This is a genomic window from Pseudomonas sp. BF-RE-25 (assembly GCF_019956105.1).
In the GTDB taxonomy this organism is placed as follows: domain Bacteria; phylum Pseudomonadota; class Gammaproteobacteria; order Pseudomonadales; family Pseudomonadaceae; genus Aquipseudomonas; species Aquipseudomonas migulae.
Genome location: NZ_JAHBDB010000032.1, coordinates 40,224 through 62,376, shown reverse-complemented (window position 1 = coordinate 62,376; position 22,153 = coordinate 40,224). Strand labels below are relative to the sequence as shown.

At 59.0% G+C, this 22,153-nt stretch carries 20 protein-coding genes and 1 pseudogene; 10 read left to right on the top strand and 11 right to left on the bottom strand.

Annotated elements, in window-relative coordinates; genetic code table 11:
* Window positions 1–828: 828 nt before the first annotated feature.
* The 6 genes from KGB24_RS15820 to KGB24_RS15795 all read right to left on the bottom strand — a co-directional run bounded on the left by KGB24_RS15820 (window position 829) and on the right by KGB24_RS15795 (window position 9,707).
* Window positions 829–2,211: an efflux transporter outer membrane subunit gene (locus tag KGB24_RS15820; RefSeq protein WP_223414181.1), complete on the bottom strand. Its 1,383-nt coding sequence runs from the start codon at window positions 2,209–2,211 to the stop codon at window positions 829–831.
* Window positions 2,204–5,377, bottom strand: coding sequence for an efflux RND transporter permease subunit (locus tag KGB24_RS15815; RefSeq protein ID WP_192228398.1), 3,174 nt, complete (start codon window positions 5,375–5,377; stop codon window positions 2,204–2,206). Before KGB24_RS15815 ends, KGB24_RS15820 begins: the two co-directional genes overlap by 8 nt.
* Window positions 5,374–6,582, bottom strand: a complete 1,209-nt coding sequence (locus KGB24_RS15810) for an efflux RND transporter periplasmic adaptor subunit (RefSeq protein ID WP_411736631.1) — start codon at window positions 6,580–6,582, stop codon at window positions 5,374–5,376. The genes KGB24_RS15815 and KGB24_RS15810 overlap by 4 nt, the downstream gene beginning before the upstream one ends.
* A gap of 62 nt (window positions 6,583–6,644) precedes the next feature.
* The gene (locus KGB24_RS15805) at window positions 6,645–6,782 is read right to left on the bottom strand and encodes a hypothetical protein (protein ID WP_223414179.1); all 138 of its coding nucleotides are present in this window, start codon (window positions 6,780–6,782) and stop codon (window positions 6,645–6,647) included.
* A 307-nt stretch (window positions 6,783–7,089) separates the two neighbouring features.
* The gene (gene gabD / locus KGB24_RS15800; RefSeq protein WP_008033504.1) at window positions 7,090–8,568 is read right to left on the bottom strand and encodes an NADP-dependent succinate-semialdehyde dehydrogenase; all 1,479 of its coding nucleotides are present in this window, start codon (window positions 8,566–8,568) and stop codon (window positions 7,090–7,092) included.
* Between the two features lie 14 nt (window positions 8,569–8,582).
* Window positions 8,583–9,707 (bottom strand): zinc-dependent alcohol dehydrogenase family protein, encoded by a 1,125-nt coding sequence (locus KGB24_RS15795; RefSeq protein ID WP_223414178.1) that lies wholly within the window; start codon window positions 9,705–9,707, stop codon window positions 8,583–8,585.
* Window positions 9,708–9,979: 272 nt separating this feature from the next.
* Here KGB24_RS15795 and KGB24_RS15790 point away from each other — a divergent pair, with 272 nt between their 5' ends.
* From KGB24_RS15790 to KGB24_RS15775, 4 genes are all read left to right on the top strand, one after another.
* Window positions 9,980–10,420, top strand: a complete 441-nt coding sequence (locus KGB24_RS15790; protein ID WP_008024140.1) for a cupin domain-containing protein — start codon at window positions 9,980–9,982, stop codon at window positions 10,418–10,420.
* On the top strand, window positions 10,417–11,475 hold the full coding sequence (locus tag KGB24_RS15785; RefSeq protein ID WP_223414176.1) for a major royal jelly family protein: 1,059 nt from the start codon (window positions 10,417–10,419) through the stop codon (window positions 11,473–11,475). Before KGB24_RS15790 ends, KGB24_RS15785 begins: the two co-directional genes overlap by 4 nt.
* Window positions 11,472–11,819 (top strand): hypothetical protein, encoded by a 348-nt coding sequence (locus tag KGB24_RS15780; RefSeq protein ID WP_223414175.1) that lies wholly within the window; start codon window positions 11,472–11,474, stop codon window positions 11,817–11,819. Before KGB24_RS15785 ends, KGB24_RS15780 begins: the two co-directional genes overlap by 4 nt.
* Window positions 11,820–12,074: 255 nt before the next feature.
* Window positions 12,075–12,494, top strand: coding sequence for an SRPBCC family protein (locus KGB24_RS15775; protein ID WP_192228405.1), 420 nt, complete (start codon window positions 12,075–12,077; stop codon window positions 12,492–12,494).
* A gap of 14 nt (window positions 12,495–12,508) precedes the next feature.
* On the opposite strand, the gene KGB24_RS15770 is transcribed toward KGB24_RS15775, so the two are convergent.
* Together KGB24_RS15770 and KGB24_RS15765 are read right to left on the bottom strand one after the other, a co-directional pair.
* Window positions 12,509–13,411: a LysR family transcriptional regulator gene (locus KGB24_RS15770; RefSeq protein ID WP_008024148.1), complete on the bottom strand. Its 903-nt coding sequence runs from the start codon at window positions 13,409–13,411 to the stop codon at window positions 12,509–12,511.
* A 617-nt stretch (window positions 13,412–14,028) separates the two neighbouring features.
* The gene (locus tag KGB24_RS15765; protein WP_223414173.1) at window positions 14,029–14,955 is read right to left on the bottom strand and encodes a LysR family transcriptional regulator; all 927 of its coding nucleotides are present in this window, start codon (window positions 14,953–14,955) and stop codon (window positions 14,029–14,031) included.
* A gap of 121 nt (window positions 14,956–15,076) precedes the next feature.
* On the opposite strand from KGB24_RS15765, the gene KGB24_RS15760 reads away from it, so the two are divergent.
* Together KGB24_RS15760 and KGB24_RS15755 are read left to right on the top strand one after the other, a co-directional pair.
* Complete coding sequence (locus tag KGB24_RS15760) at window positions 15,077–15,925, top strand: type 1 glutamine amidotransferase domain-containing protein (protein WP_223414172.1); 849 nt, start codon at window positions 15,077–15,079, stop codon at window positions 15,923–15,925.
* 76 nt (window positions 15,926–16,001) lie between these two features.
* A complete protein-coding gene (locus tag KGB24_RS15755; RefSeq protein WP_223414171.1) occupies window positions 16,002–17,441 on the top strand; it encodes a DHA2 family efflux MFS transporter permease subunit in 1,440 nt (479 codons plus the stop codon).
* Between the two features lie 56 nt (window positions 17,442–17,497).
* Here the strand turns inward: KGB24_RS15755 and msrA are convergent, their stop codons facing one another.
* From msrA to KGB24_RS15740, 3 genes are all read right to left on the bottom strand, one after another.
* A complete protein-coding gene (msrA, locus tag KGB24_RS15750) occupies window positions 17,498–18,004 on the bottom strand; it encodes a peptide-methionine (S)-S-oxide reductase MsrA (RefSeq protein ID WP_192228409.1) in 507 nt (168 codons plus the stop codon).
* A 114-nt stretch (window positions 18,005–18,118) separates the two neighbouring features.
* The gene (locus KGB24_RS15745) at window positions 18,119–18,484 is read right to left on the bottom strand and encodes a hypothetical protein (RefSeq protein ID WP_223414170.1); all 366 of its coding nucleotides are present in this window, start codon (window positions 18,482–18,484) and stop codon (window positions 18,119–18,121) included.
* A gap of 195 nt (window positions 18,485–18,679) precedes the next feature.
* Window positions 18,680–18,991, bottom strand: coding sequence for a DUF6124 family protein (locus KGB24_RS15740; RefSeq protein ID WP_223414169.1), 312 nt, complete (start codon window positions 18,989–18,991; stop codon window positions 18,680–18,682).
* Between the two features lie 743 nt (window positions 18,992–19,734).
* Here KGB24_RS15740 and KGB24_RS15735 point away from each other — a divergent pair.
* The 4 genes and pseudogenes from KGB24_RS15735 to KGB24_RS15720 all read left to right on the top strand — a co-directional run.
* Window positions 19,735–19,947, top strand: a complete 213-nt coding sequence (locus KGB24_RS15735; RefSeq protein WP_223414168.1) for a DUF4376 domain-containing protein — start codon at window positions 19,735–19,737, stop codon at window positions 19,945–19,947.
* 79 nt (window positions 19,948–20,026) lie between these two features.
* Window positions 20,027–20,503 carry a hypothetical protein gene (locus KGB24_RS15730; protein ID WP_223414167.1) on the top strand — a complete coding sequence of 159 codons (477 nt, stop codon included), beginning with the start codon at window positions 20,027–20,029 and terminating at the stop codon, window positions 20,501–20,503.
* Between the two features lie 220 nt (window positions 20,504–20,723).
* Complete coding sequence (locus KGB24_RS15725; RefSeq protein WP_223414166.1) at window positions 20,724–21,842, top strand: hypothetical protein; 1,119 nt, start codon at window positions 20,724–20,726, stop codon at window positions 21,840–21,842.
* A gap of 75 nt (window positions 21,843–21,917) precedes the next feature.
* Window positions 21,918–22,106, top strand: a pseudogene (locus tag KGB24_RS15720) (integrase); the annotation flags it as partial.
* Window positions 22,107–22,153: the final 47 nt, after the last annotated feature.

The window sequence follows — 22,153 nt, the reverse complement described above, 5'->3', positions numbered from 1 at the left end:
GCTCTTGCCCCTTTCGTTCGGTGCCTCGCCTAGGCTCGGCATGCCCTCGCTCCGGTCCTGCTCCGTGGGCCCGCCGCCATCGGCCATCCATGGCCGGGGGCGGCTAACCCGGCATCCATGCCGGGTTGCCCACTACGCAGAACCTCCACTCGGCCTCTCGAGGGGGCGCTCAGATCAAAAGCGGAAGGCGAGCTAACGCTCGGCCTGATGAGTGGTGGAAATCAAAAGCGTACGCCGATCCCTGTAGGAGCCGGCTTGCCGGCGAAAGGCGTGTGGGCAACGCGTTCATTCAGACAGCCCGCGTTATCGTTGACGTCCATCGTCAGCAAGCTGGCTCCTACAATTTTGAATCGTGTGAACCCAATCCCTTATAGGAGCCGGCTTGCTGCGGGCGGCGTTCCGACGATAGCGGTGGGTCAGTCGACGCATTTATTGGCTGGACGGACGCTATCGCCAGCAAGCCGGCTCCTACAGTTGATTGGTGCCATGGCCAATTACCGCGTCTGCTGCTGTTGCTGTTGCTGTTGCTTGGCTTTGGCTTTGGCTTTGGCTTTTGATCTTGATCTGCCCCGTCGGAAGGCCGAGTGGAGGTTCTGCGCAGTGGGCAACCCGGCATGGATGCCGGGTTAGCCCCCCCCGGCCAGGTATGGCCGATGGCGGCGGGCCCACGGAGCAGGACCGGAGCGAGGGAATGCCGAGCCTAGGCGAGGCACCGTACGTCAGGGGCAAAGCCTTTTGGTTCCTTTTCGGCGTTTGGAAAAGGGACTCGCCGTAAGGGCGAAACCGCCAGCCGCCGTTACCGCAACAATGGATATGTACACAATCCCCCTACCCACCCAACACATTCACCAACGTCGCCTGATTCTGCCACTGCGCCGTCTTGACCTGGGACAACGCATTCTGCGCCGCCAACTGCACCCGCTGCGCCTGCAGCACATCCAGAAACGGCGTCTCCCCCGCCTGCCACGCCCTTTGAATCTGCACGGCGGCCGAACTGGCCTGACTCGCCGCACTGGCCAGAAACGTCTGGCGCTCGGCATTACGTTGCGCAGCAGCCAGTGCCGACTCCACCTCGGACACCGCCACCAGCACAGTGCGCCGATAACTCAACAATGCCTGCCGCGCTTCCGCGTCCCGCAAATCAACCACATTACGTCGACGGCCACCATCGAGCACCGGCACGCTGGCATTCAAACCCGCGAGCCAGAACGTCGAACTGGCCAGGTTCGCCGCGCTCACACCATCAATCAAAGACCCCAGTGCAGCTGACAGACTCAAGCGCGGCAACAGATCCGCCTTGGCCACGCCGACCCGCGCATAGGCCGCGATCAAGCGAGCTTCCGCAGCACGGATATCAGGCCGGCGGCGCAACAGATCCGCCGGGGTTCCGGCCTCCAGCAACGACACCGTGGAAACCTGCACCGGACTGTCCCTGAACTGCTGATACAAACCCTCGGTCGGCTGGGCCAGCAGCACCGACAACCGATGCAGCGAACGCTGCCAGTTCAATTGCAGCGCCGGCACCTGAGCAGCGGTAGAGTCCGACTGCGAACGTGCACGCAACACATCCGCCTCCGGCGTGTCCCCGGCCGCATACAACTGCTCGGTCAGTTGCAAGGTCTGCGCCTGACTGGCAGCACTTTGCTTGACGATCGCCAGGCGTTCCTCCAGGCCGCGCGCCTCGGCATAGGCCTGGACCACCTCAGTGATCAACGCTACCCGCACGCCCCGCGCCTCTTCCTCGGTCGCGTTGAGGTCCGCGTCGGCAGCCCGCACGCCTTCGCGGATGCGTCCGAACAGATCGATTTCCCAGGCAGCACTCAACCCGACCGAGGTCGGCTCGGTGATCAGCGAATCCGTGAAACCGGCCTGATCGGCCGAGATCCGCTGACGCGCCGCGCTTGCCCCGAGATCGACCTGTGGGCTGCCCGACGCCGCGCTGATGTTGCGCAGCGCGCGCCCGGCATCGATACGCGCCAGGGCAATCTGCAGGTCAAGGTTTTGTCCCAGGGCGCGCTCGACCAGACGGTCCAGCAGCGGGTCCTGATAGCGCGTCCACCAGTTGTCGGTAACGCTCGCCGGACGCGCCGTTTGCGCGTTGACGAAACGCTCGACCGGCACGTCGGACGGCGGTGGCATCACCGGCGAAGCACAAGCGCTCAACAGCGCCGCTCCCAGCATCAGGCCTGGAGCACGAAGCAAGTTATTCATGGGCCACGCCCTGTTCAGAATGAATGGATTGAGCCTTGGCCTGACGCTCGCCACCCGCGAGGCGGCGGATCAGCACATAAAAGACCGGGGTGAACAACAGACCAAACAACGTGACGCCGATCATCCCGAAGAACACCGCCGAACCCACGGCCTGGCGCATTTCGGAACCCGCGCCTTCGGACATCACCAGCGGCAACACACCCAGCACGAAAGCCAGAGAGGTCATCAGGATCGGCCGCAAGCGCAGACGACACGCCTCAACCACGGCATCGACAATGCCCTGCCCTTCCTTCTCCTGCTGACGCGCCACTTCGACGATCAAAATCGCGTTCTTCGCCGCCAGTCCCACCAGCACGATGAAACCGATCTGGGTCAGGATGTTGATATCGAGCCCCATCAGCCGTACGCCTCCGGCAGCTGCCAGCAAGCACATCGGCACGATCAACAGGATCGCCAGCGGTAGACTCCAGCTGCCGTACTGCGCCGCCAGCACCAGGTAGACGAAGATCACGCACAGCGGGAACACCAACAACCCCATGTTGCCGGCCGTGGTCTGCTGGTAGCTGAGGTCGGTCCACTGATAAGTGATACCCGCCGGCAGCGTCTCTTGAGCCAGGCGTTCCATGGTCTTGATCCCGAACTCGGAGCCCAGCCCCGGCAACGTATCACCGTTGATTTCCGCGGTCGGGAACAGGTTGTAGCGCGGGAATCGCTCCACACCCAGCGCTTCATGCAGACGTGTCACGCTGGCAATCGGCACCATCTGACCGGCATCGTTACGCACCTTGACCCGTGCCAGATCCTCCGGCGTGACGCGGTACGGCAGGTCAGCCTGCGCCGTTACGCGATAAGTCCGCCCGACGAGGTTGAAGTCGTTGATGTACGACGAACCAAAGTAGGTTTCGATGGCTTGGTTGATCTGGCTGCTCGGTACGCCGAGCATTTCCGCCCGTTCGCGGTCCAGTTCAACGAACACCTGCGGCGTGCGGGCCGAGAACGGCGAGTACACGCCGGTCATGCCTTGGGTGGCGTTGGCGGCGGCAATCAGGTTATCGGTCGCTTTGGCCAGGGCTTCGGTGCCCAGCCCGGCAGTGTCCTGCAAACGCATGGAGAAACCACCGGTGCTGCCCAAGCCTTGAACCGGCGGTGGCGTGGCAACAATCACCGTCGCACCGCTGACCACTTTCAAACGTTCACGCAAGTCTTCGGCAATCCTGTCCGAGGTAAGCCCATGGACCTTGCGCTCGGACCACGGCTGGAACACCGGCGCCAGACCGGCCGAGTTCGAGGAACTGGTGCCGGTCACCATCGAAAACCCGGAGAACGTCGGTACGCGATCCACTCCCGGCACCTGCAGGGCAATTGCCTCGATCTGCTGCGAGATTTGGTTGGTGCGCTCCAGCGATGCACCATCGGGCAGTTGCACGATGACCACCAGGTAGCCGCGATCCTGAACCGGGATGAAACCCTTGGGCGTCGACACCAACAGGTATGCGGTCGCGGCGATCAGCACCGCGTAGATCGCCAGCATCAACGGTGTTCTGGCCACCAGGCCGCGTACGCTGCCGGCATAACTCGAAGAGAGTTTCAGGAAGCCACGGTTGAAGCCATCAGCCGCCCGTTTGAGCACGCCTGTTTTCGCGGCGTGATGCGCTTGTGGTTCATGCCGGCGCAGGATCATCGCCGCCAGGGCGGGAGACAATGTGACCGAGTTGAACAACGAGATCGCGGTGGCCACCGCAATCGTGATCCCGAACTGGCGGAAGAACTCACCCGAGATCCCCGGAATGAACGCGGTCGGAATGAACACCGCACACAACACCAGGGTAATGGCGATCAACGCACCGCCGATTTCCTGCATGGTGACGATGGTCGCTTCCAGCGGACTCTTGCCATCGGCCAGATGCCGCTCGACGTTTTCCACCACCACGATGGCGTTGTCGACCACGATGCCCACGGCCAACACCAGCCCGAAGAGGGTCAGGTTGTTGATCGAATAACCGAGCATTGCCATGACCGCGAAGGTGCCCACCAGCGACACCGGAATGGCCAGGATCGGAATGATCGACGGCCGCCAGCCTTGCAGGAAAACCATGATCACCAGCACCACAAGGATGACCGCCTCGTAAATGGTCTTGCCCAGCTCGCCGATGCTGTCGGCAATGAACGCCGTCGGGTTGTAACCGATGCTGTATTCGATGCCCTCCGGGAAGTCCTTGCCGATTTTCTCCATGGTCTCTTCGACCACTTTCATCGTCGCCAGGGCGTTGGCGCCCGGACGTTGCAGCACTTGCAGGCCGATGGCCGGGTTGCGCAAGTAATAGGTGTTGTTGACGTACGCCAGCCCGGCGATTTCCGTGCGCGCCACATCCTTGAGCCGCACCAGACGCCCGGCAGTTCCCGACTTGAGAACGATGTTGTCGAAGTCGGCCGGCTCTTTCAGGCGGCCCTCGAAAATCAGGTTCGGCTGAAACGCCTGGGACGCCACTGGCGGCTGGGCGATCACCCCGCCGGCCACCTGGGTGTTTTGCGAACGCACGGCCGCGATGATGTCGGCAGGTGTCAGGTTGAACGCCGCCACACGCTCCGGATCGAGCCAGATGCGCATCGAGTATTCGCGTGCGCCGAGCGGGTTGATGTCGCCGACACCGTCGATACGCTTGAGCACATCGGCGACGTTGCGAATCGCGAAGTTGGAGACGTACAGCTGATCGTAAGTACCCTTGGGCGAGGAGATGAAAATCGTCGACAACTGCGTCGGCGATGATTTGCGCACCGTCACGCCACTGCGCTGCACTGGCTCCGGCAAGCGCGGCGTGGCCAGCGCCACACGGTTCTGCACCAGCACCTGGGCCTTGTCGACATCGGTGCCGCTCTTGAAGGTCACGGTCAGGTTGAGGCTGCCATCGGAGGTCGCCTGGCTGTACATGTAGAGCATGTCTTCAACGCCGTTGACCTCCTGCTCGATCGGGATTGCCAGGGTCTCGGCGACCGTTTGCGCCGAGGCACCGGGATAGGTCGCGGTGACCACCACGGTGGGCGGCGCGATGTCCGGGTACTCGGAAGTCGGCAAGACCAGATAGGCCAGGCCACCGATAATCATCAGGACGATCGACAGCACAATCGCCAATACCGGCTGTTCGATGGATGTACGGCCCAGGCTCATAACGGCGCCTCCTCGTTGCCCGTGGTTTTCGCGGCCTGGGCCAGCGAGCGATCCTCGGCCATGGCCGTATCACCGGCCCGCACGCGTTGCAGGCCATCGACAATCACCCGGTCCTGCGCCTGCAATCCGCTGGCGATTTCGCGCAAACCGTCATGCAGCTTGCCGAGCGTCACCGGGCGCACTTCGACCTTGTTCTGCGCATTCAGCACGTAGACGACTTTGCGGGTCGCATCGACGCTGATCGCAGTGTCCGGCAGAAGGAGCGCCGGGTACGGTGCCTGACTGGAGAACTGCACCCGGCCAAATTGCCCTGGGCTCAGTTGCAGGTTCTGATTGCTGACCCGGGCTCGCTGCCGCAAGGTCCCGGTCGACGGATCGAGGCGGTTGTCGATGAAGTCCATGCGTCCGGTCATGCTCGGCTCGGCTTCGCCGGGCAAGGCAATGCGCACCTGACTCTGTTTACCGGCGGCGTTCGCCTGGCGACGGTATTTGAGGTAGCTCTGTTCATCGATATCAAAGTAGATATCAATCGGGTCAATCGAGACGATGGTGGTCAGCAGCGTGGCGCTGCTGTTGCCGCCATTCACCAGGTTGCCTTCACTGATCAGCTTGCGGCTGATCCGCCCGCTCATGGGCGCGGTGATGCGGGTGAATTCCAGGTCCAGCTTCGCTGCGCTCAACGCGCCTTCGGCACTGAGGACTTCGGCCTGTGCCGCCTGACGCGCTTGCAAGCGCTGGTCGTAGAGGCTGCGGGCGATGGTTTTGGACTCGATCAAGACGTTGGCGCGGGCGAACTCCTGCTCGGCGAGGGCCAGTTGCGAGCGTACCTGCGCCAGCTTGCCTTGCGCCTGGATCACGGCGGCCTGGAATGAGCGCGAGTCAATCACGAACAACAAATCGCCCTTCTTGACGATGGCCCCATCCTGAAACGCGACTTTCTCCAGATAGCCGCTGACCCGCGAACGAACTTCCACCGAATCGGTGGCCTCGAAGCGCCCGGTAAAACTGTCCCAGTCGGTGATCACCGACTTGACCGGCTGACTGACCGTAACGCTCGGTGCCGCCGGCGCGCTGCTGGCCTTTTCCGGACCGCATCCGCTCAAGGCAGCCACCAGCGCAAGGCTGATCGCGGACAACGCCGCGCCTTTTATTACCTTTGATTTGACTGGGGATGCTGCCGGTTTCCCCGTGGTGTGCAAGTTCACTTTTGTGCTCTCCGAAGTGGGTAAAACTAAAACATCAGTTCATTTATCCAGAACTGGTTTAATCAACTTCCGACAGCGCGCTCATCCAGTGTTTTATTGCGTTCAACAAAAGCACCCGACTCTTCTGCATGAACTGCTAAAGATCCAGAAAGAGCAGCCACGGTGGCAAACAAGGCAACGATTTTTTTGAAATAAGTCATGATGGAAAATCTCGGTAGTGATCAGGATGGAAAGGATTTTCCAGCACCACCCACCGAAGATAAACCGCAGGAATACGAAAACAATATTGACTAAAAGACACGAACGAACGCTCTAACACGAGGATCACACAAGCACCATCGCACCGATCCGACATCACGGGACAATGACTTGTGAAGCGCATTCACTGATGATTTGGCGATTGCCAATTATGGAGACAGGACTAATAACAAGAAGATTAAAAGCAGGTAGGGGTAATTAACTTTCAATAAATAAGGAGATGACCTGGCGGCCATCCCCCCGAAACTATCAGCGATTAATTCCTCCCAGACATAGGTATTTGATCTCAAGATAATCCTCGATGCCGTACTTGGAACCTTCACGGCCAAGTCCCGACGATTTGACGCCACCGAACGGCGCCACTTCCGTAGAAATCAACCCTTCGTTGATCCCGACAATGCCGCACTCCAGCGCCTCAGCCACGCGCATGATCCGGCCGATATCGCGGCTGTAGAAATACGCGGCCAAACCAAACTCGGTGTCGTTGGCCATTTCGATGGCTTGCGCCTCGGTGCTGAAACGGAACAACGGCGCCACCGGGCCGAAGGTTTCCTCACGAAACACCTTCGATTCGCGCGGCACATTCACCAGGATCGTCGGCCGGTAGAAACTGCCCCCCAGAGGATGACGCTCGCCACCGGTCAACACCGACGCACCGCGCTCGACGGCATCGGCGACATGCTCCTCGGCCTTACGCACCGCGTTGTCGTCGATCAACGGACCGATCGTCACGCCGTCTTCAAAGCCGTCGCCAATCTTTAGCGCTTCGACGGCAGTTTTCAGCTTGGCCGCAAACGCCTCATAGATGCCGTCCTGCACCAGCAAGCGATTGGCGCAGACGCAGGTCTGCCCGGCGTTGCGGTACTTGGACGCCAGCGCCCCCTGCACTGCCGCATCGAGATCGGCGTCGTCGAACACGATGAAGGGCGCGTTGCCACCGAGTTCCATGCTGGTCTTTTTGATCGTGGGTGCGCATTGGGCCAAGAGTGTTGCGCCGACCTCGGTGCTGCCGGTAAACGACAGCTTGCGCACATCCGGGTTGGAGGTCAGCTCGCCACCGATTTCACTGCCCGGTCCGGTGATCACGTTGCACACGCCGGCAGGCAGTCCGGCACGTTCGGCCAGCACGGCAATCGCGATCGCCGAAAACGGCGTCTGGCTGGCCGGGCGCAACACACCGGTGCACCCCGCCGCCCAGCCTGGCCCTGCCTTGCGGGTGATCATCGCGGACGGGAAATTCCACGGGGTAATCGCGGCAAACACGCCGATGGGTTCTTTCTGCACGATGATGCGGCTGTTCGGCGAGTGCGAAGCGATGGTGTCGCCGTAAACACGCTTGCCCTCCTCCGCGAACCACTCGATGAACGACGCGGCGTAGGTGATCTCGCCGCGACTCTCGGCCAACGGCTTGCCTTGTTCCGCGGTCATGATCCGCGCGAGGTCTTCGCGGTGGGTGATCATCAATTCGAACAAGTGCCGCAGCTTTGCCGCACGCTCCTTGGCGGTGAGCGCACGCCATGCCGGTTGTGCGCGCCTGGCGGCGGCAATGGCTCGCGCGGTTTCGCTCGCCCCCAGTGAAGGCACGCGCCCCAGTACATTGCCGGTGGCCGGGTTGATGACGTTGATGCTGCGACCTTCACCAATCGCCAGCCATTGACCATCGATGTAGTTGGCCTCGCGAAACAGCGAGGGATCGTCGAGCGTCGACAGGAAGTTTGAATCGGCCATGCTGCTGTCACTCCTCAAAATTCAATCACCTGACGGACCGCACTGCCATCGTGCAGGCGGTCGAAACCTTCGTTGATGTCGTCCAGTTTCAGCCGGCCGCTGAGCAGCCGATCCACCGGCAGGCGGCCATCGCGATAGAGCTCGATGAAGCGTGGAATATCGCGCAGCGGCACACAGGTGCCGATATAGCTGCCCTTGAGCGTGCGCTCTTCACCCACCAGTTGAACGACGTTGACCGGCAGCGCCGAACCGGGCGGCGGCAAACCGGCGGTCACGGTCATGCCACCGCGTTTGGTCATTTGCATAGCGTTGTCCAGTGCGCGGATCGAACCGGCCATTTCGAACACATAGTCCGCGCCGCCCCCGGTCAGTTGCCGCACCTGCTCCACGGCGTCCGGGTCGCCGCCATTGACCACCGCAGTGGCCCCGACTTCTTTAGCCAGTGCGAGCTTCTCGGGTGACAGGTCGACGGCAATGATTTTGCTCGCCCCGGCCGCCCTCGCCCCCAACACCGATGCCAGGCCAACACCGCCCAGCCCGATCACCACGGCGGTCGAGCCCACCCGCAGCTGCGCGGTATTCACCACAGCGCCAACCCCCGTCAGCACTGCACAACCAAACAGCGCCGCTTCGACAAAGGGCAGATCGCGGTCGATCTTGACCACCGAGTTGCGCGACACCACCGCGTATTCGGCAAACGCCGAAACGCCGAGATGGTGATGGACGTGACCGGCAGCACTGCTTAAACGCACCGAGCCATTGATCAGCGTGCCGGCGGCATTCGCTTTTGCCCCCGGCTCACAGAGCGCCGGCCGACCTTCTGCGCACGGCAGGCAGTGGCCGCAACTGGGCATGAACACCATCACTACATGGTCGCCTGGCTCAAGGTCACTGACCCCATCGCCGAGTGCTTCGACCACGCCCGCCGCTTCGTGGCCGAGCGCCATGGGCATTGGTCGCGGACGGTCGCCATTGATCACCGACAGGTCGGAATGGCACAAGCCTGCGGCACGGATACGCACCAGCACTTCGCCCGGCCCCGGTGGCGCCAGCTCGATGGTTTCAATTGCGATCGGCTTGCTCTGTGCATAAGGCGGCGCAACATTCATATGTCTTAGAACAGCAGCTCTGACTTGCATCTTTCGTCTCCGACGCAGCTGGACTCGATAGTGAGTACTCATCACTATGCCGCAGCCCGCCCACCTCAGAAACGCATCGCCAGGCGTAGCTGTTTGGAATTGAATTCGCAAAAGCACGCTGTCCCGGCGGGCACGCATTCGGCTCGAATTGTTATTTCGGTTCTCAAATCTTGTGCTCGGCCACCGCGTTCCCGGCCACCCATCCACTGCTTATCCTGAACCCGCAAACAACATCACTGCGTCCCCAGAGGCGCCTGAATGAGGGTTTCAAGATGACCGAAGCAAGCACCCGTAAAAAACTGGTCGAGGCCGCACCCCATGCCTCGTTCAATCTCGACGAGATCGTCAAGACATTCCCCGAAACCGCCGAAACACTGCTGGTCGATACGCGCCTGACTGACGAAGACGAAGCCAGTGCGCGGGTCTTCCGGGTCTATCACCCGACGCCTGCGCACTATCACGCCACCTGCGACGAATACCTGATTGTGCTGTCCGGGCGCGCGACCTTTTTCATGGGGGACCGCGAAGAATTCGAGGTCGGTCCGGGCGAGATGCTGTTCTTCAAGAAGTTCACCATCCACGGCATGCCGAAGATTCTCGAACACCCGCTGTTCATGGTGTCGGTCGACACTCCGCGTCGCGATCCAAGCGACATCATCTTTGTCGATCCATCCAGCGGCACCGCCGAATCGTTCGTGCAGGCAAAGCCATGAACAGCAGCGCGCTGGAAGTTTTCGCGACCTTTCCAGTCGAGCGCCCCGGCAATCCGACCGTAATGCCGGACGGGCGCGTGCTGGTATCGGTCTCGGCGATCATCGCGCCGTCGATCTCGGTGCGCGCCGTGTCCGAAAACGGCGAGCATGCGGCCTATCCCGATGAGGTCTGGGCCGGCAAACCCGGCGTCGACGGCCGTGGCATGTCTGCCGTGATCGGCATTCGCACGGACCCGCAAGGGATCGTCTGGATCCTCGACATGGGCAGCCCGCAGCAACAGCCCCGGCTCATCGCCTGGAATGATCGCGAACAACGCCTGCACCGCCTGATCGTGTTGCCGCAGAACGTACTTCGCCCGAGTTCCTTCACCCAGGACTTCGTCATCGACTGGCGCCGCCAACGCATTTACATCGCCGACATGACGATGAACCCCAGCGGTGCGAGCGACTATCCGGCCATCGTCGTGGTCGACCTGCAAAGCGGTCTTTCGTGGCGTTCGCTGGAGTGCTACCCGGGCCTGATGCCCGGCGATGTGCCGCTGATGGTCGCCGGCAAACCGCTGTCGCTGCGTACACCGGATGGCGAGGTCATTGCTTACCAGTACGGGCTGAACCCTATCGCCATCGACCCGTTGGGCCGCTGGGTTTATTTCGGTTCGATGTCGGCGCGCAAGGTCTACCGCATCGCCACCGAAATCCTCGCGCAACCTGCCGCCGACGCGCCGTTGAGCGAGGCGGTGGAATACTGGTGCGAGAAGCCGCATTGCGACGGGTTTGATGTCGATGCACAAGGCAACGTCTATGTGACGGACATCGCCAACAGTGCGATCGGGCTGGCCTCTCCTGCGGGCTATCGCATCCTGGCCCAGGACGACCGACTTCTTGCCTGGCCGGACGGGGTCGAGCTCGATGCGCAAGGAAAATGGCTGTACATCACAGCGAACCAGTTGCACCGACACCCGCTGCTCAATGCGGGTGAAGACGCCAGCCAGCCGCCCTTCCATGTTCTGCGTTTGCGGGTGGATGCACCGATGGGGTTGAGCGAAGCGCCATGAGCATCCGGTCTGTTGTCATTGCGCTGCTGTTGACGGTAAGCGCCATTGGCCTGGCGCTCGCGGATGTCAGTGCCGGCGTATGGATCTATGCCGCGGTGGCGCTCGCGGCGGCAGCGCTCTCGCGGGGCGGTCCGGACCGTTGGCCCGGTTGTATGTTCGAGGGGCCGAGGGTCTCTCTGGCGCATCGTTTGCTGACTCAATTGGCAGCGCTGGTGTGTTTGCTGTTGGCGCAATGTCTGCGTGGAGACCTGCGGGACATGCTTTCGGTTGCCGGGATTCTGCTGTTTGTTCATGCCTTGCTGGTGGCTTGCGTGCCGCGAATTGGCAGGGTGATTCGCCGGTGAATGAAGGGCGTGAGCCTGATTTCTGCCGCCCCCTATCAACTGTAGGAGCTGGCTTGCCGGCGAAAGCGGTGGGTCAGATGAAATATTTGTCGACTGAAAGGACGCATCGCCAGCAAGCCGGCTCCTACAGGAGACATGTACATCCGATGCATCAGGCTGGCCGCCGGAGCATCGCCAACAACGACATCACCCGATCACACCACAAACCATTATCAAAACACCCTGAAAACACTCTCCTCCCACACAGGTGAAAACATGAGTGAAGTCCACATCTGGATTGCCATTGAACGCCCCATCGAACAGGTCTGGTCGCTACTGGGCGGCTTTGACTGGCTCCCGCGCTGGGTCGAGGTCATCGCCAGCAGCCGTCTCAGCGACAGCGGCCGCCTGCGCCATCTGAAAACCACGGACGGTGCCGTCATTGTCGAGCGCTTGCTCACGTTCGACGAAAATGAAAAATACTACAGCTACGCCCTGCTCGAAGGCCCCTCACCGGTCACCGACTATGTCGGCACGATGTCAGCCCAGAGCGATGGCAACGGTAGAACGCTGGCCTCCTGGTCAAGCACTTTCCAGGTCCTGGAGGCCGACGAAGCGCAGGTCGTCGCGCGTCTCGAGGCGCTCTACCGCACTGGTCTCGAGCGCCTCAAAGCCATCGTCGAAACCATGGACTGAGCACCGAAAAAGTCTCATCCCCGGTTCATGAAGGCCTGCAGACGCGGCACCATAAAGTCGAGGAACGTCCGGATACGCTGGGGCACATGCTGCCCGCCCTGATACAGCGCATGGACTTCCTCGCAATCATGCCCGGTCTGCGCAAGCACCTCGACCAGACGCCCCGAGGCCAGGTCCTCATCAATGTGAAAATCAGCCAATCGGGCAATCCCGACCCCGGCGATGGCCATGCGCCGAACCGTCTCGCCATTGTTCGCTTGCAGGTTGCCCTGGACGATGCGATCGACGATGCGACCACTCTGATGCATCGGCCAGACCGGACTGGAGCGGCGGAAATTGAAGCTCAGGCAATTATGCTCGGCGAGGTCTTCAAGGGTCTGGGGCACGCCGTACTTTTCCAGGTAGTCGGGGGACGCCACCATCTTGCGCCGGGCAACACCGATACGCCGTGCGCGCAACGTCGAGTCGGTCAATACGCCGACCCGGAAGGCAACGTCGGTGCGGTCCAGGTACATGTCGACGATGTCATCGCACAGGGACAGGTTGATCTGAATGTTCGGATGGGCTTCCCAGAACGCCGGCAGATTCGGTTCGATCGCCAGCGTGCCAAACGCCACCGAGGCATTGATGCGCACGGTCCCACGGGCTTTCTGTGCACCTTGGGCCAAGACTCTTTCGACGTCGTCGAGCTCGGCCAGCAAAGCGTTACTGCGCTCGTAGTAAATGCGGCCCTCATCGGTCAACGACAGCTTGCGGGTCGAGCGCTCGAGCAGACGAACACCCAGGCGCAGCTCCAGGCGAACGATCAGCTTGCTGACCGTGGAAGGTGTCATCAGCATCTGCCGCGCTGCCTGTGAAAAGCTGCCGGCATCGACGACCCGCACAAAAACCTGCATCTCGCCCGCTCTGTTATCCACGTCTGTCTCCCGCTCATTGATTAGTGAAAAAATATCACAGGCGACACCCCTCGATACGCCGGAATATGCGGGTCAATATTCATTGAACTTGTGAATATTTTTCATAAAAAGCTGTAGGAGCTGGATTGCTGGCGATGGCGGCTGTTCAGGCACACCGCGTCGCCTGAATCGCCGGCAAGCCGGCTCCTACAGAAACCCGGGCTTACCTGACACACCACCGAACCTGTAGGAGCCGGCTTGCCGGCGATGGCATTTGTTCAGGCATACCGCGTCGCCTGAATCGCCAGCAAGCCGGCTCCTACAGAAATCGGTGTTTACCTGACACACCACCCAACCTGTAGGAGCCGGCTTGCTGGCGATGGCGTCTGTTCATGCACACCGCGTCGCCTGAATCGCCAGCAAGCCGGCTCCTACAGAAACCCGGGCTTACCTGACACACCACCGAACCTGTAGGAGCCGGCTTGCCGGCGATGGCGTCTGTTCAGGCACACCGCGCCGCCTGAATCGCCAGCAAGCCGGCTCCTACAGAAACCCGGGCTTACCTGACACACCACCCAACCTGTAGGAGCCGGCTTGCTGGCGATCCAGGCGCTGCGGTGCATCAAGTACGCTGACACCTACCGGGACGGCTCGCTGGCCGGCTCGGCCACTTCCCGGGTCAGAAAGTCGATCAAGGCCCGCGCGGTCGCTGACAATTGGCGATGGGGCGGATAGATCACCGAGAACGGTCGGGAGCGTTCGCCCGACTGCTCAAGCAGCGGCACCAGGCGTCCACTTTGAATGCGCTCGCGGACGATGAAATCGTAGCTCTGGCAGATCCCCATGCCGTGCTCGGCCAAGGACACAATGCCCAGCACGTCGTCGGACACCTGCACATTCGCCTCGGGTATCCACTCCCGATCAACCCCCTGTTCACGAAACAGCCAGGGCCCGACGCGGCCGCTGCTGGGCATCACAAACGGCAGGCAGGCATGCGCCGCCAGCTCGTCGACACTGCGCGGGGTACCGGCACGTTTCAGGTAGTCCGGCGCGGCGACCAGGCGCAAACCCGCGTCCTCCAGCTTGCGTCCGATCAGGCCGCTGTCCGGCAATTGCCCCAGACGAATCGCCAGGTCATACCCTTCCGCCACCAGGTCCACATTGCGATTGCTGATGCTCAACTCGATGCGCACCTGCGGGTACTGCCGGGTAAAACGGCACAGCAATGGCGGCAACCGGTAATGCCCGTAGGTCGTCGGCACACTCAGCCGCACACGCCCGGTCAACTCGCCTTCCTGCCCCTGGATCGTTCGTTCGGCATCATCGATCAACCCGAACGCCGCGCGGGATTGTTCAAGGTAAAGCAGGCCCGCCTCGGTCAGGCTCAGACGCCGGGTCGTGCGCCGCAACAGCTGGACGCCGAGGCGCGCTTCCAGGCGCGAAATCGCCCGGCTGACCACCGACGGCGTGGTCGCCAGAAACACCGCCCCGGCGCTCAACGAGCCCTTTTCCACCACGGTGACGAACACTTCAACGTCCGCGAGATAATCGAATCGACGGGTCACTCTTACCTCCAAAGAACAAGTGCTTTCCTTCGCAGCGAGTTTATCGCCCATACAGGCATGAATATAGTGAATCAACGATCCGGCGACCGCCGATCGATCACCTCACTGTTCGGAAGCTCCCATGCGCCCTATCGCCCGACTCGCCCTCGCCATGACCATTTCCGCGGCTGCCTTCAACGCACAGGCCAGCAATGTCCTGATCGTGCTGTCCGATTCCGACCACCTCGACCTCAAGGACCAGAAGGTTTTCGCCACCGGTTTCTACCTGAACGAACTGATGCAACCGGTGAAACTGCTGCTCGATGCCGGGCACTCGGTCACCTTCGCCACGCCGACCGGCAAGGCGCCGACACTGGACCAATCGTCCAACGACAAGATGTATTTCAACAATGACTTGGCGGCCTTACAGGCGCACAAGGCGTTGCTGGATCAGCTAAAAGTCACTTCAAAAGGCGAGTCGCCGGTCATCAGCCTGGCGCGGGTCGAACAGATCGGCTACGAGCATTTCGATGCCGTCTACGTCCCCGGCGGCCACGCGCCGATGCAAGACCTGCTGCACAGCGCCGCGCTGGGAAAACTGCTGAACAACTTCCATGACAACGGCAAGACCACCGCCCTCGTCTGCCACGGCCCGATTGCCCTGCTGTCGACCCTGGCCGATCCCGTCGCGTTCACCCGACAACTCGAAACCGCTGGCAAAGCCTCCACCAAAGGCTGGACCTACGCCGGCTACAAATTCACGGTCATCAGCAATCAGGAAGAGGGATTGGCCAAGGGCTTGTTGAATGGCGGCGCGATGAAGTTCTATCCGCAAACGGCGCTGGAACAAGCGGGCGGCGTCTATCGCAGCAACACCTCGCCGTGGGCCTCCAACGTCGTCATCGACCGCGAACTGGTGACCGGCCAAAACCCAGGTTCCGCGCTGGACGTGGGCAAGGCGATCGTCGAGCGTCTCAAGCCTCGGAGCTAGAGACTGAGTGGTCCCGGAATGGTAAAACTCGTGGCGTTGTTTTTTGTTTGAATGGCCTCGAAAAAGGATCACATCGGTGAAGTCACCCGCCACGCCAGATTCAAGTGTCACAGCCGAGTCTGGCCTGAGCCTGCAAACCCGGCTGATCGCGCTGGTGGTGGCGGTGACCTTTTTCATGGAAAACCTCGACGCGACGGTCATCGCCACCGCGCTGCCCACCATGGCCAGCGCATTTGGCATTACGCCGGTCGACATGAACATCGGCATCACTGCCTACATTCTTGCCGTGGCGATCTTCATCCCGCTGTCCAGCTGGATCGCCGACCGCTTTGGTGCGCGAAAAGTGTTTGCCGGCGCAATCATCGTCTTCACCCTCGCCTCGCTTCTTTGCGGGCTCAGCCAGAACATCGAAATGTTCGTTTTCGCCCGCGTGCTCCAAGGCATCGGCGGCGCGCTGATGGTGCCGGTGGGACGCCTGGCCGTGCTGCGCAACACCGACAAAAAAGACCTGGTAAAAATGATCGCGGTGATTACCTGGCCCGGCCTGGTAGCGCCCATTCTCGGGCCAATCGTGGGCGGCCTGATCGTCACCCACGCATCATGGCCGTGGATCTTTTACGTCAACCTGCCGCTCGGTGCGTTGGCGCTATTTGCCGCACTGTGGCTCGTGCCGGAAGGACGAGAAGACAACGTCCGCCCATTCGACGGCAAAGGCTTCGCCCTGCTGGCCGGCGCCTGCGCCTCTCTTCTGGGCGGTCTGGAATGGCTGGGCAGCCAGCACGGCAACGCCATGTACTCAGGACTCGCGCTAGTGATCGCCGGCATGATCCTCGCCGTGTGGGCCGTGGACCACTGCCGACATCACACCCACCCGCTTTTGCCGCTCGGCACCGTTTCCATCAACACCTTCCGGGTCAGCCTCTTCGGCGGATCACTCTTTCGCCTGGCCATCAGCGCCTTGCCGTTTTTGCTGCCGCTGCTGTTCCAGGTCGGCTTCGGCTTATCGCCCGTCGAAGCCGGCCTGCTGGTGCTCGCGGTGTTCGCCGGCAACCTGGCGATGAAGCCGTTCACCACGGCAATCATGCAGCGTTATGGTTTCCGCCAAGTCTTGCTGATCAATGGCGTCATCGGCGTGATCTCGATTGTCGCCTGCGCCTTCTTCACCCCACAGACACCCTTTGCCGTGATTGCCGCTGTGCTATTTATCGGCGGCTTGTCGCGATCCATGCAATTCACCTGCTACAACTCCATCGGCTTTGCCGACGTACCCAAGGCGCGGATGAGCGAAGCGTCGGCGTTATTCAGTATGTTTTTTCAACTGGCCATGGGGCTGGGGGTGACGGTTGCTGCGTTGTTGTTGCGGGCGTCGATGTCGGTGCAAGGCCATGAGTTGCAGGCGCTGGTGGCTGACTTTCGAGTGGCGTTTGTGGGTGTGGCGGTGTTGGGGTTGTTGGCGTTGGTTGATGTGATCAGGTTGCCCAAGGATGCGGGGGATAGTGTGTTGAAGCGGGTTTGAACCTGCCTCAAAGCGGCTGAACAGAGACGGCTCATTCGAGCCGCCCCTGTACTTGATTACCCGCGTTTGGGCAATTTCCAGTTGGGTCGGATGAAGTGGCAGGTATAACCGTCGGGAAGCCGTTCGAGGTAATCCTGGTGTTCCGGTTCCGCTTCCCAAAACGGCCCGGCCGGGGTGATTTCGGTGACCACCTTGCCGGGCCAAAGGCCGGAAGCTTCGACGTCGGCCACGGTGTCTTCGGCAACCTCTCTCTGCTCATCGCTGAGGTAGAACAACGCAGATCGGTAGCTCGCGCCGACATCGTTGCCTTGGCGATTCTGAGTCGTCGGGTCATGAATCTGGAAAAAGAACTCGAGAATCTGGCGATAGCTGATTTGTTGCGGATCGAACACGATCTCGATGGCTTCCGCGTGATTGCCGTGGTTGCGATAAGTCGCGTTCGGCACATCGCCTCCCGAGTAACCCACCCGTGTGGACAGCACGCCGGGGTAACGTCGCAGCAAATCCTGCATACCCCAGAAGCAACCACCGGCCAGGATGGCGGTTTCGGTTTGCGTCGTCATGAACGGTCATTCTCCTCAATGAAAGTGGCGCGTTATTGATTACGGATCGGACTGTTGAACGGGTCGAAGCGACTGCCGCACGGGTGTCGACGCAATGATCATAAACCTTAACCGCTACGCCGTAAGCTCGACGTAGTTCGACTCCCCACCACCCGTCGCGCCCGACAACCAACCCCAAACGAAGGCCAGAGTGGTACGCCCTGCGTGATCAACGCCCACCGTGCCACGAGACCAGCCGGCAAGCATCTCGCCATCCGCCGTCAAACACTGAAAAAGTAGCTCAATAGTATCGGGGCCTGTCACACGCCCGACTTGATGACCGATGCGTATCCGTCCGCCCTGGTAAGTGCTCGAAATGGCATTCCCCTCGACGTGGTAGTGAAACACGGTGCCGGCACCGGACAGCCCTTGAGCGTTATTCGCGACGGTAAACCGGCGATTGTTCAAACGCTCGCTGATTTGAGAAAAGGGGGTTTCCATGAATGTCGCATCCTTGGGTTGAGAGGTTCCGTTTTTAGGCTTTGATGATCCTAACTCATTCTTTTCCGAGTGATGAAGACGCAGGGTTGGCGATCTCTAATGCTGTGGCTTCAATCCCAAAACAAAAAAAAGCCCTGCCCCGACTAAATGGGGCAGAGCTTCTGTTGGCGCATCACGTTATATCAACGCCCTTGCCTACTCCTGCGGGTCAACCTGATCCAGCACCCGATTCACCGTCAATTCCGCTAACGCAATCATTTGCTGAATGCCCAGTGCCAAATTGCATTTGGGACCTTCGAGTATGAACGCCAGTTCACTGGCCATAACGCTTGCAGAAGCGAGTGTTTCGCAGGCGTGAACCAGGAGGGTTTCGTTATTGACGTTGGGGGCGATGGTGAAAATGGGGTTGGGACGGCGCTCGGCCTCGGCGGGTTTGCGGGGTGGGGATTCGAAATCGGTTTCTGTGCAGTCATCTGCATCGGGGGGATTCGGGGTTTCTTTGATCATTGTGGAGCCTCTATGAAGTGGACCTCTCCAAATTTGCTACCACGCAAAATAAGGAGACGGCTGTACACAGGGTGGTAGACCGGTCATAGAAACCCGGCAGGCCGAAGCCTCCCATGCACAGCCGCCACAAAGCAGCCAGCACAAAAAAAACGCCCTGAGGCGTTCTGGGTCTATGAAGTAACCGGGCTACCACACCCGTTCGCTGAATTGGCAGCGACGGGGGCAGGTTAGCGAGGTGTGTTCCGAAGAGCAAGTGCATTGGCCCGTCGAAAATCCCCGAAGGTTGATGCAAGCCCTAAGCTCCTATCGGGCTAGAGCGTGTAAAAACTCTGCAACCTGCTTCGATTTTCAAAGCCAAAAAGGTGACCTAACCCATTTAACAACGATGGAGTTGCGGACTAACGAGCTATTCATCGAGGCCGAACCGCAGCAATCCTCCATCGACACGATCTCCAGGCAATCGCCCAACGCATTCGAGGTCGAGCCAGCTGTGACAACGGAATGAACGAACTCTGATCGAACTGGCGCCCAAGGCGTCCTGGTATGACATTCATGATCAGTGGCCACAGTATCAATGACTGCAATGTCGAAAGCTGTCGTTCCTGGCCGACTACTTTCGACCCATTGCTGCCGGTCAGCAATGGCTGAAATGATTGGGTTGCCGCGCGGCGTTACCAACTGGAAACCGGCGGGTCATCGTTGAGGGCATCTAGGTCAACACCGAGCGCGATAGCTAGGCGCTGATGATCGGCGCAGCCTTTACCGCATCCCTCAACCCGGACTACCAGATCAAATGGAAGGCGGCGACAGGCTTTGTCGACCTGAACCGTGATCAGGTTATCGGACTAGCCTCGCAGGTGCGCGAGTTCGTGCAGTCTTGTTTCAACTGGGAGGCTGAACTGCTGGGATTCGTAGGCGACGGATCAATCACCACCGACATGCTGGAAGAGGAATGACCATAGCGATAATCGTCCTCCTCACTATGGATTAGCTGGTGGGTTCTCAGATAGAGTGGGCGCTTTGGGAGGTGCGCTCATGCACTACAACGCGGATGACGTCTATTGGCTGTTGGCAAATTTAAATTTAAGCCGAGAAATAGACGATATAAAATCGGAGATTCAATCCTTAGCTAGTCAAATTGATAAGGTTGATACTGTTGTAAAAGGCGAATTTTATGATTTTCAACAAGCCTTGTCAGACTATCTTCGTGAAAAGCCAGAACCTAAGACAAATGATCTCGATTTAGATGTCGTAAATAAGTCATTGGATTCAATCTCCGAAGTCTCGAATCATATTTTGGAGGTGGTGGACCGACCCGAGAATGAAAATCTAGTGTGGCCACCATTGATAGGGCAGGTTGTGACCTTGCAAGGGTGGGACTATCCGCATGTAGTCAAAGCCGTTGAAGTCGAAGATGGGGTTGTCAAGTATCAGGTTGGTGCAAGCACTCGTCGTGACGACCCCCGAGATGTTTTGGTTAGACTGGGTGAACTTATACCTCATAAGTGGTGAAGGTTGGGAGCTCGCCGGGACATACCCTTTTCAATCGCTTCTGAAGCTATAAACAACTTAATCAGACCGCCTTAGCGATTTTTCAGAAGGCGAATTTATCTCTTGTCTCTGCTGGCGCTACCGCCCCGTATCCCTAGTGACCAAGATCGCACTAGATGCGAACGACAAGACGGCATGGTAGATTTCGTCCAAAAATCAATCTCGATTAGCAGGGAGCATCATGAATCAGCAAGACCAACGCCTAACTGACCTGTACAAGCTTGTAACGAACTACACTTCTAAAGAGCATGAAAAAATACTGCCAGCGCCGGAAAGCGAAAAGCTCCAATGGTTTAAAAGTTTTAAGTTTCTGAATCCAACCTCTTGGACTGCAAACCCCAAAAAAATCCCTTACATTGCCGCTACCACACTTGTAGACTCGTACTCATGCCTTCCTCGCCGCCCCGATATGGCATTTACATATCTTTGGACGGCCATCAACAATAGTTACAATGATTTATTCCTTATACACAACACCAGCAGCAAAAGACTTGGTGATACCAAGGCGATCGACAAGTCACTAGAGTTGATTTCCAACACCCTTCAATCAAGCATTGAAAACAAAGCAAGCACCCCAGAAGAACATGAGAGCAAGACAATAAATGAAATTACTATTGAATTTGCAAAGCGCTTGCCGGATAAGACTCTTAATTTTTTAGCCTCATACATTTTGAAAGGCATGGCCATTACAAGGCACAACGACAACCAAAACCCAACGACGATAAGAGAAATCCACATCTCATCTTCGTATCAAACTTTCGCAAATAGATTTCAAACAATCCACAATCATCTATATTGGAATTTTGGACGAAACTACTCAAAAATCTGCTCCATTAAAGAATCATCAGATAAAACCAGCGTCGATTTTGGCATCAGCAAGGGGAATGCGGACACCTCTCGAGAAATAACCCGCGCAATGAGAAAAGAACTTCAAAGAATTTTAGTAAATAACCCAATGTTAGATCAATTCGACACAAAAGGGAATTCGCTACCTCAGGCGATTTCATTTACATCTGAGATTCAGAGGGTAGAATTTTTAGTATTTAGCTTGTTGTACGCATCTAGAAATAATAACATCCATGGAAATGTGGCGTCCCGCGTAAACAGCATATTCTCCAACGCTGACACCATTACGGCCGCAACATGGAATTTTTTATTTGGATACTTCTACCTTTCGCTACTTCTTCTCTGCTTGAAACACATTGAGCTAGACGACTTGGATATCCACTTATCCAACCTTAAGCTGCTTAAAATAACGAACAAAGACACCCCGACAAAGAAACAAAACAGCGCCGTATAATTTACATTGCGGGGCTGCCGGTTCATTCTGACAGCATTACTGTAGACTATAAAATCAATCAATAGATCTTACTACGGCCTTGATCCAACCATGTATGGTGCTCAAACACTACGAAGAACCAAGGCATCGTTGATCTATCGCAGGACGAAGAACCTGAAAGCTGTCCAACCCCTGCTTGGTCATACGAAGCTTGAAAGCACTGTCAGGTACCTGCGGATTGAGGTCGACGACGCTCTAGAGATGGCTGAGCAGACAGAGGTTTGAGCCCCGGAGAGCGACGGTAGCAGCTTCACCGTCGCTCCCCGTCCAGA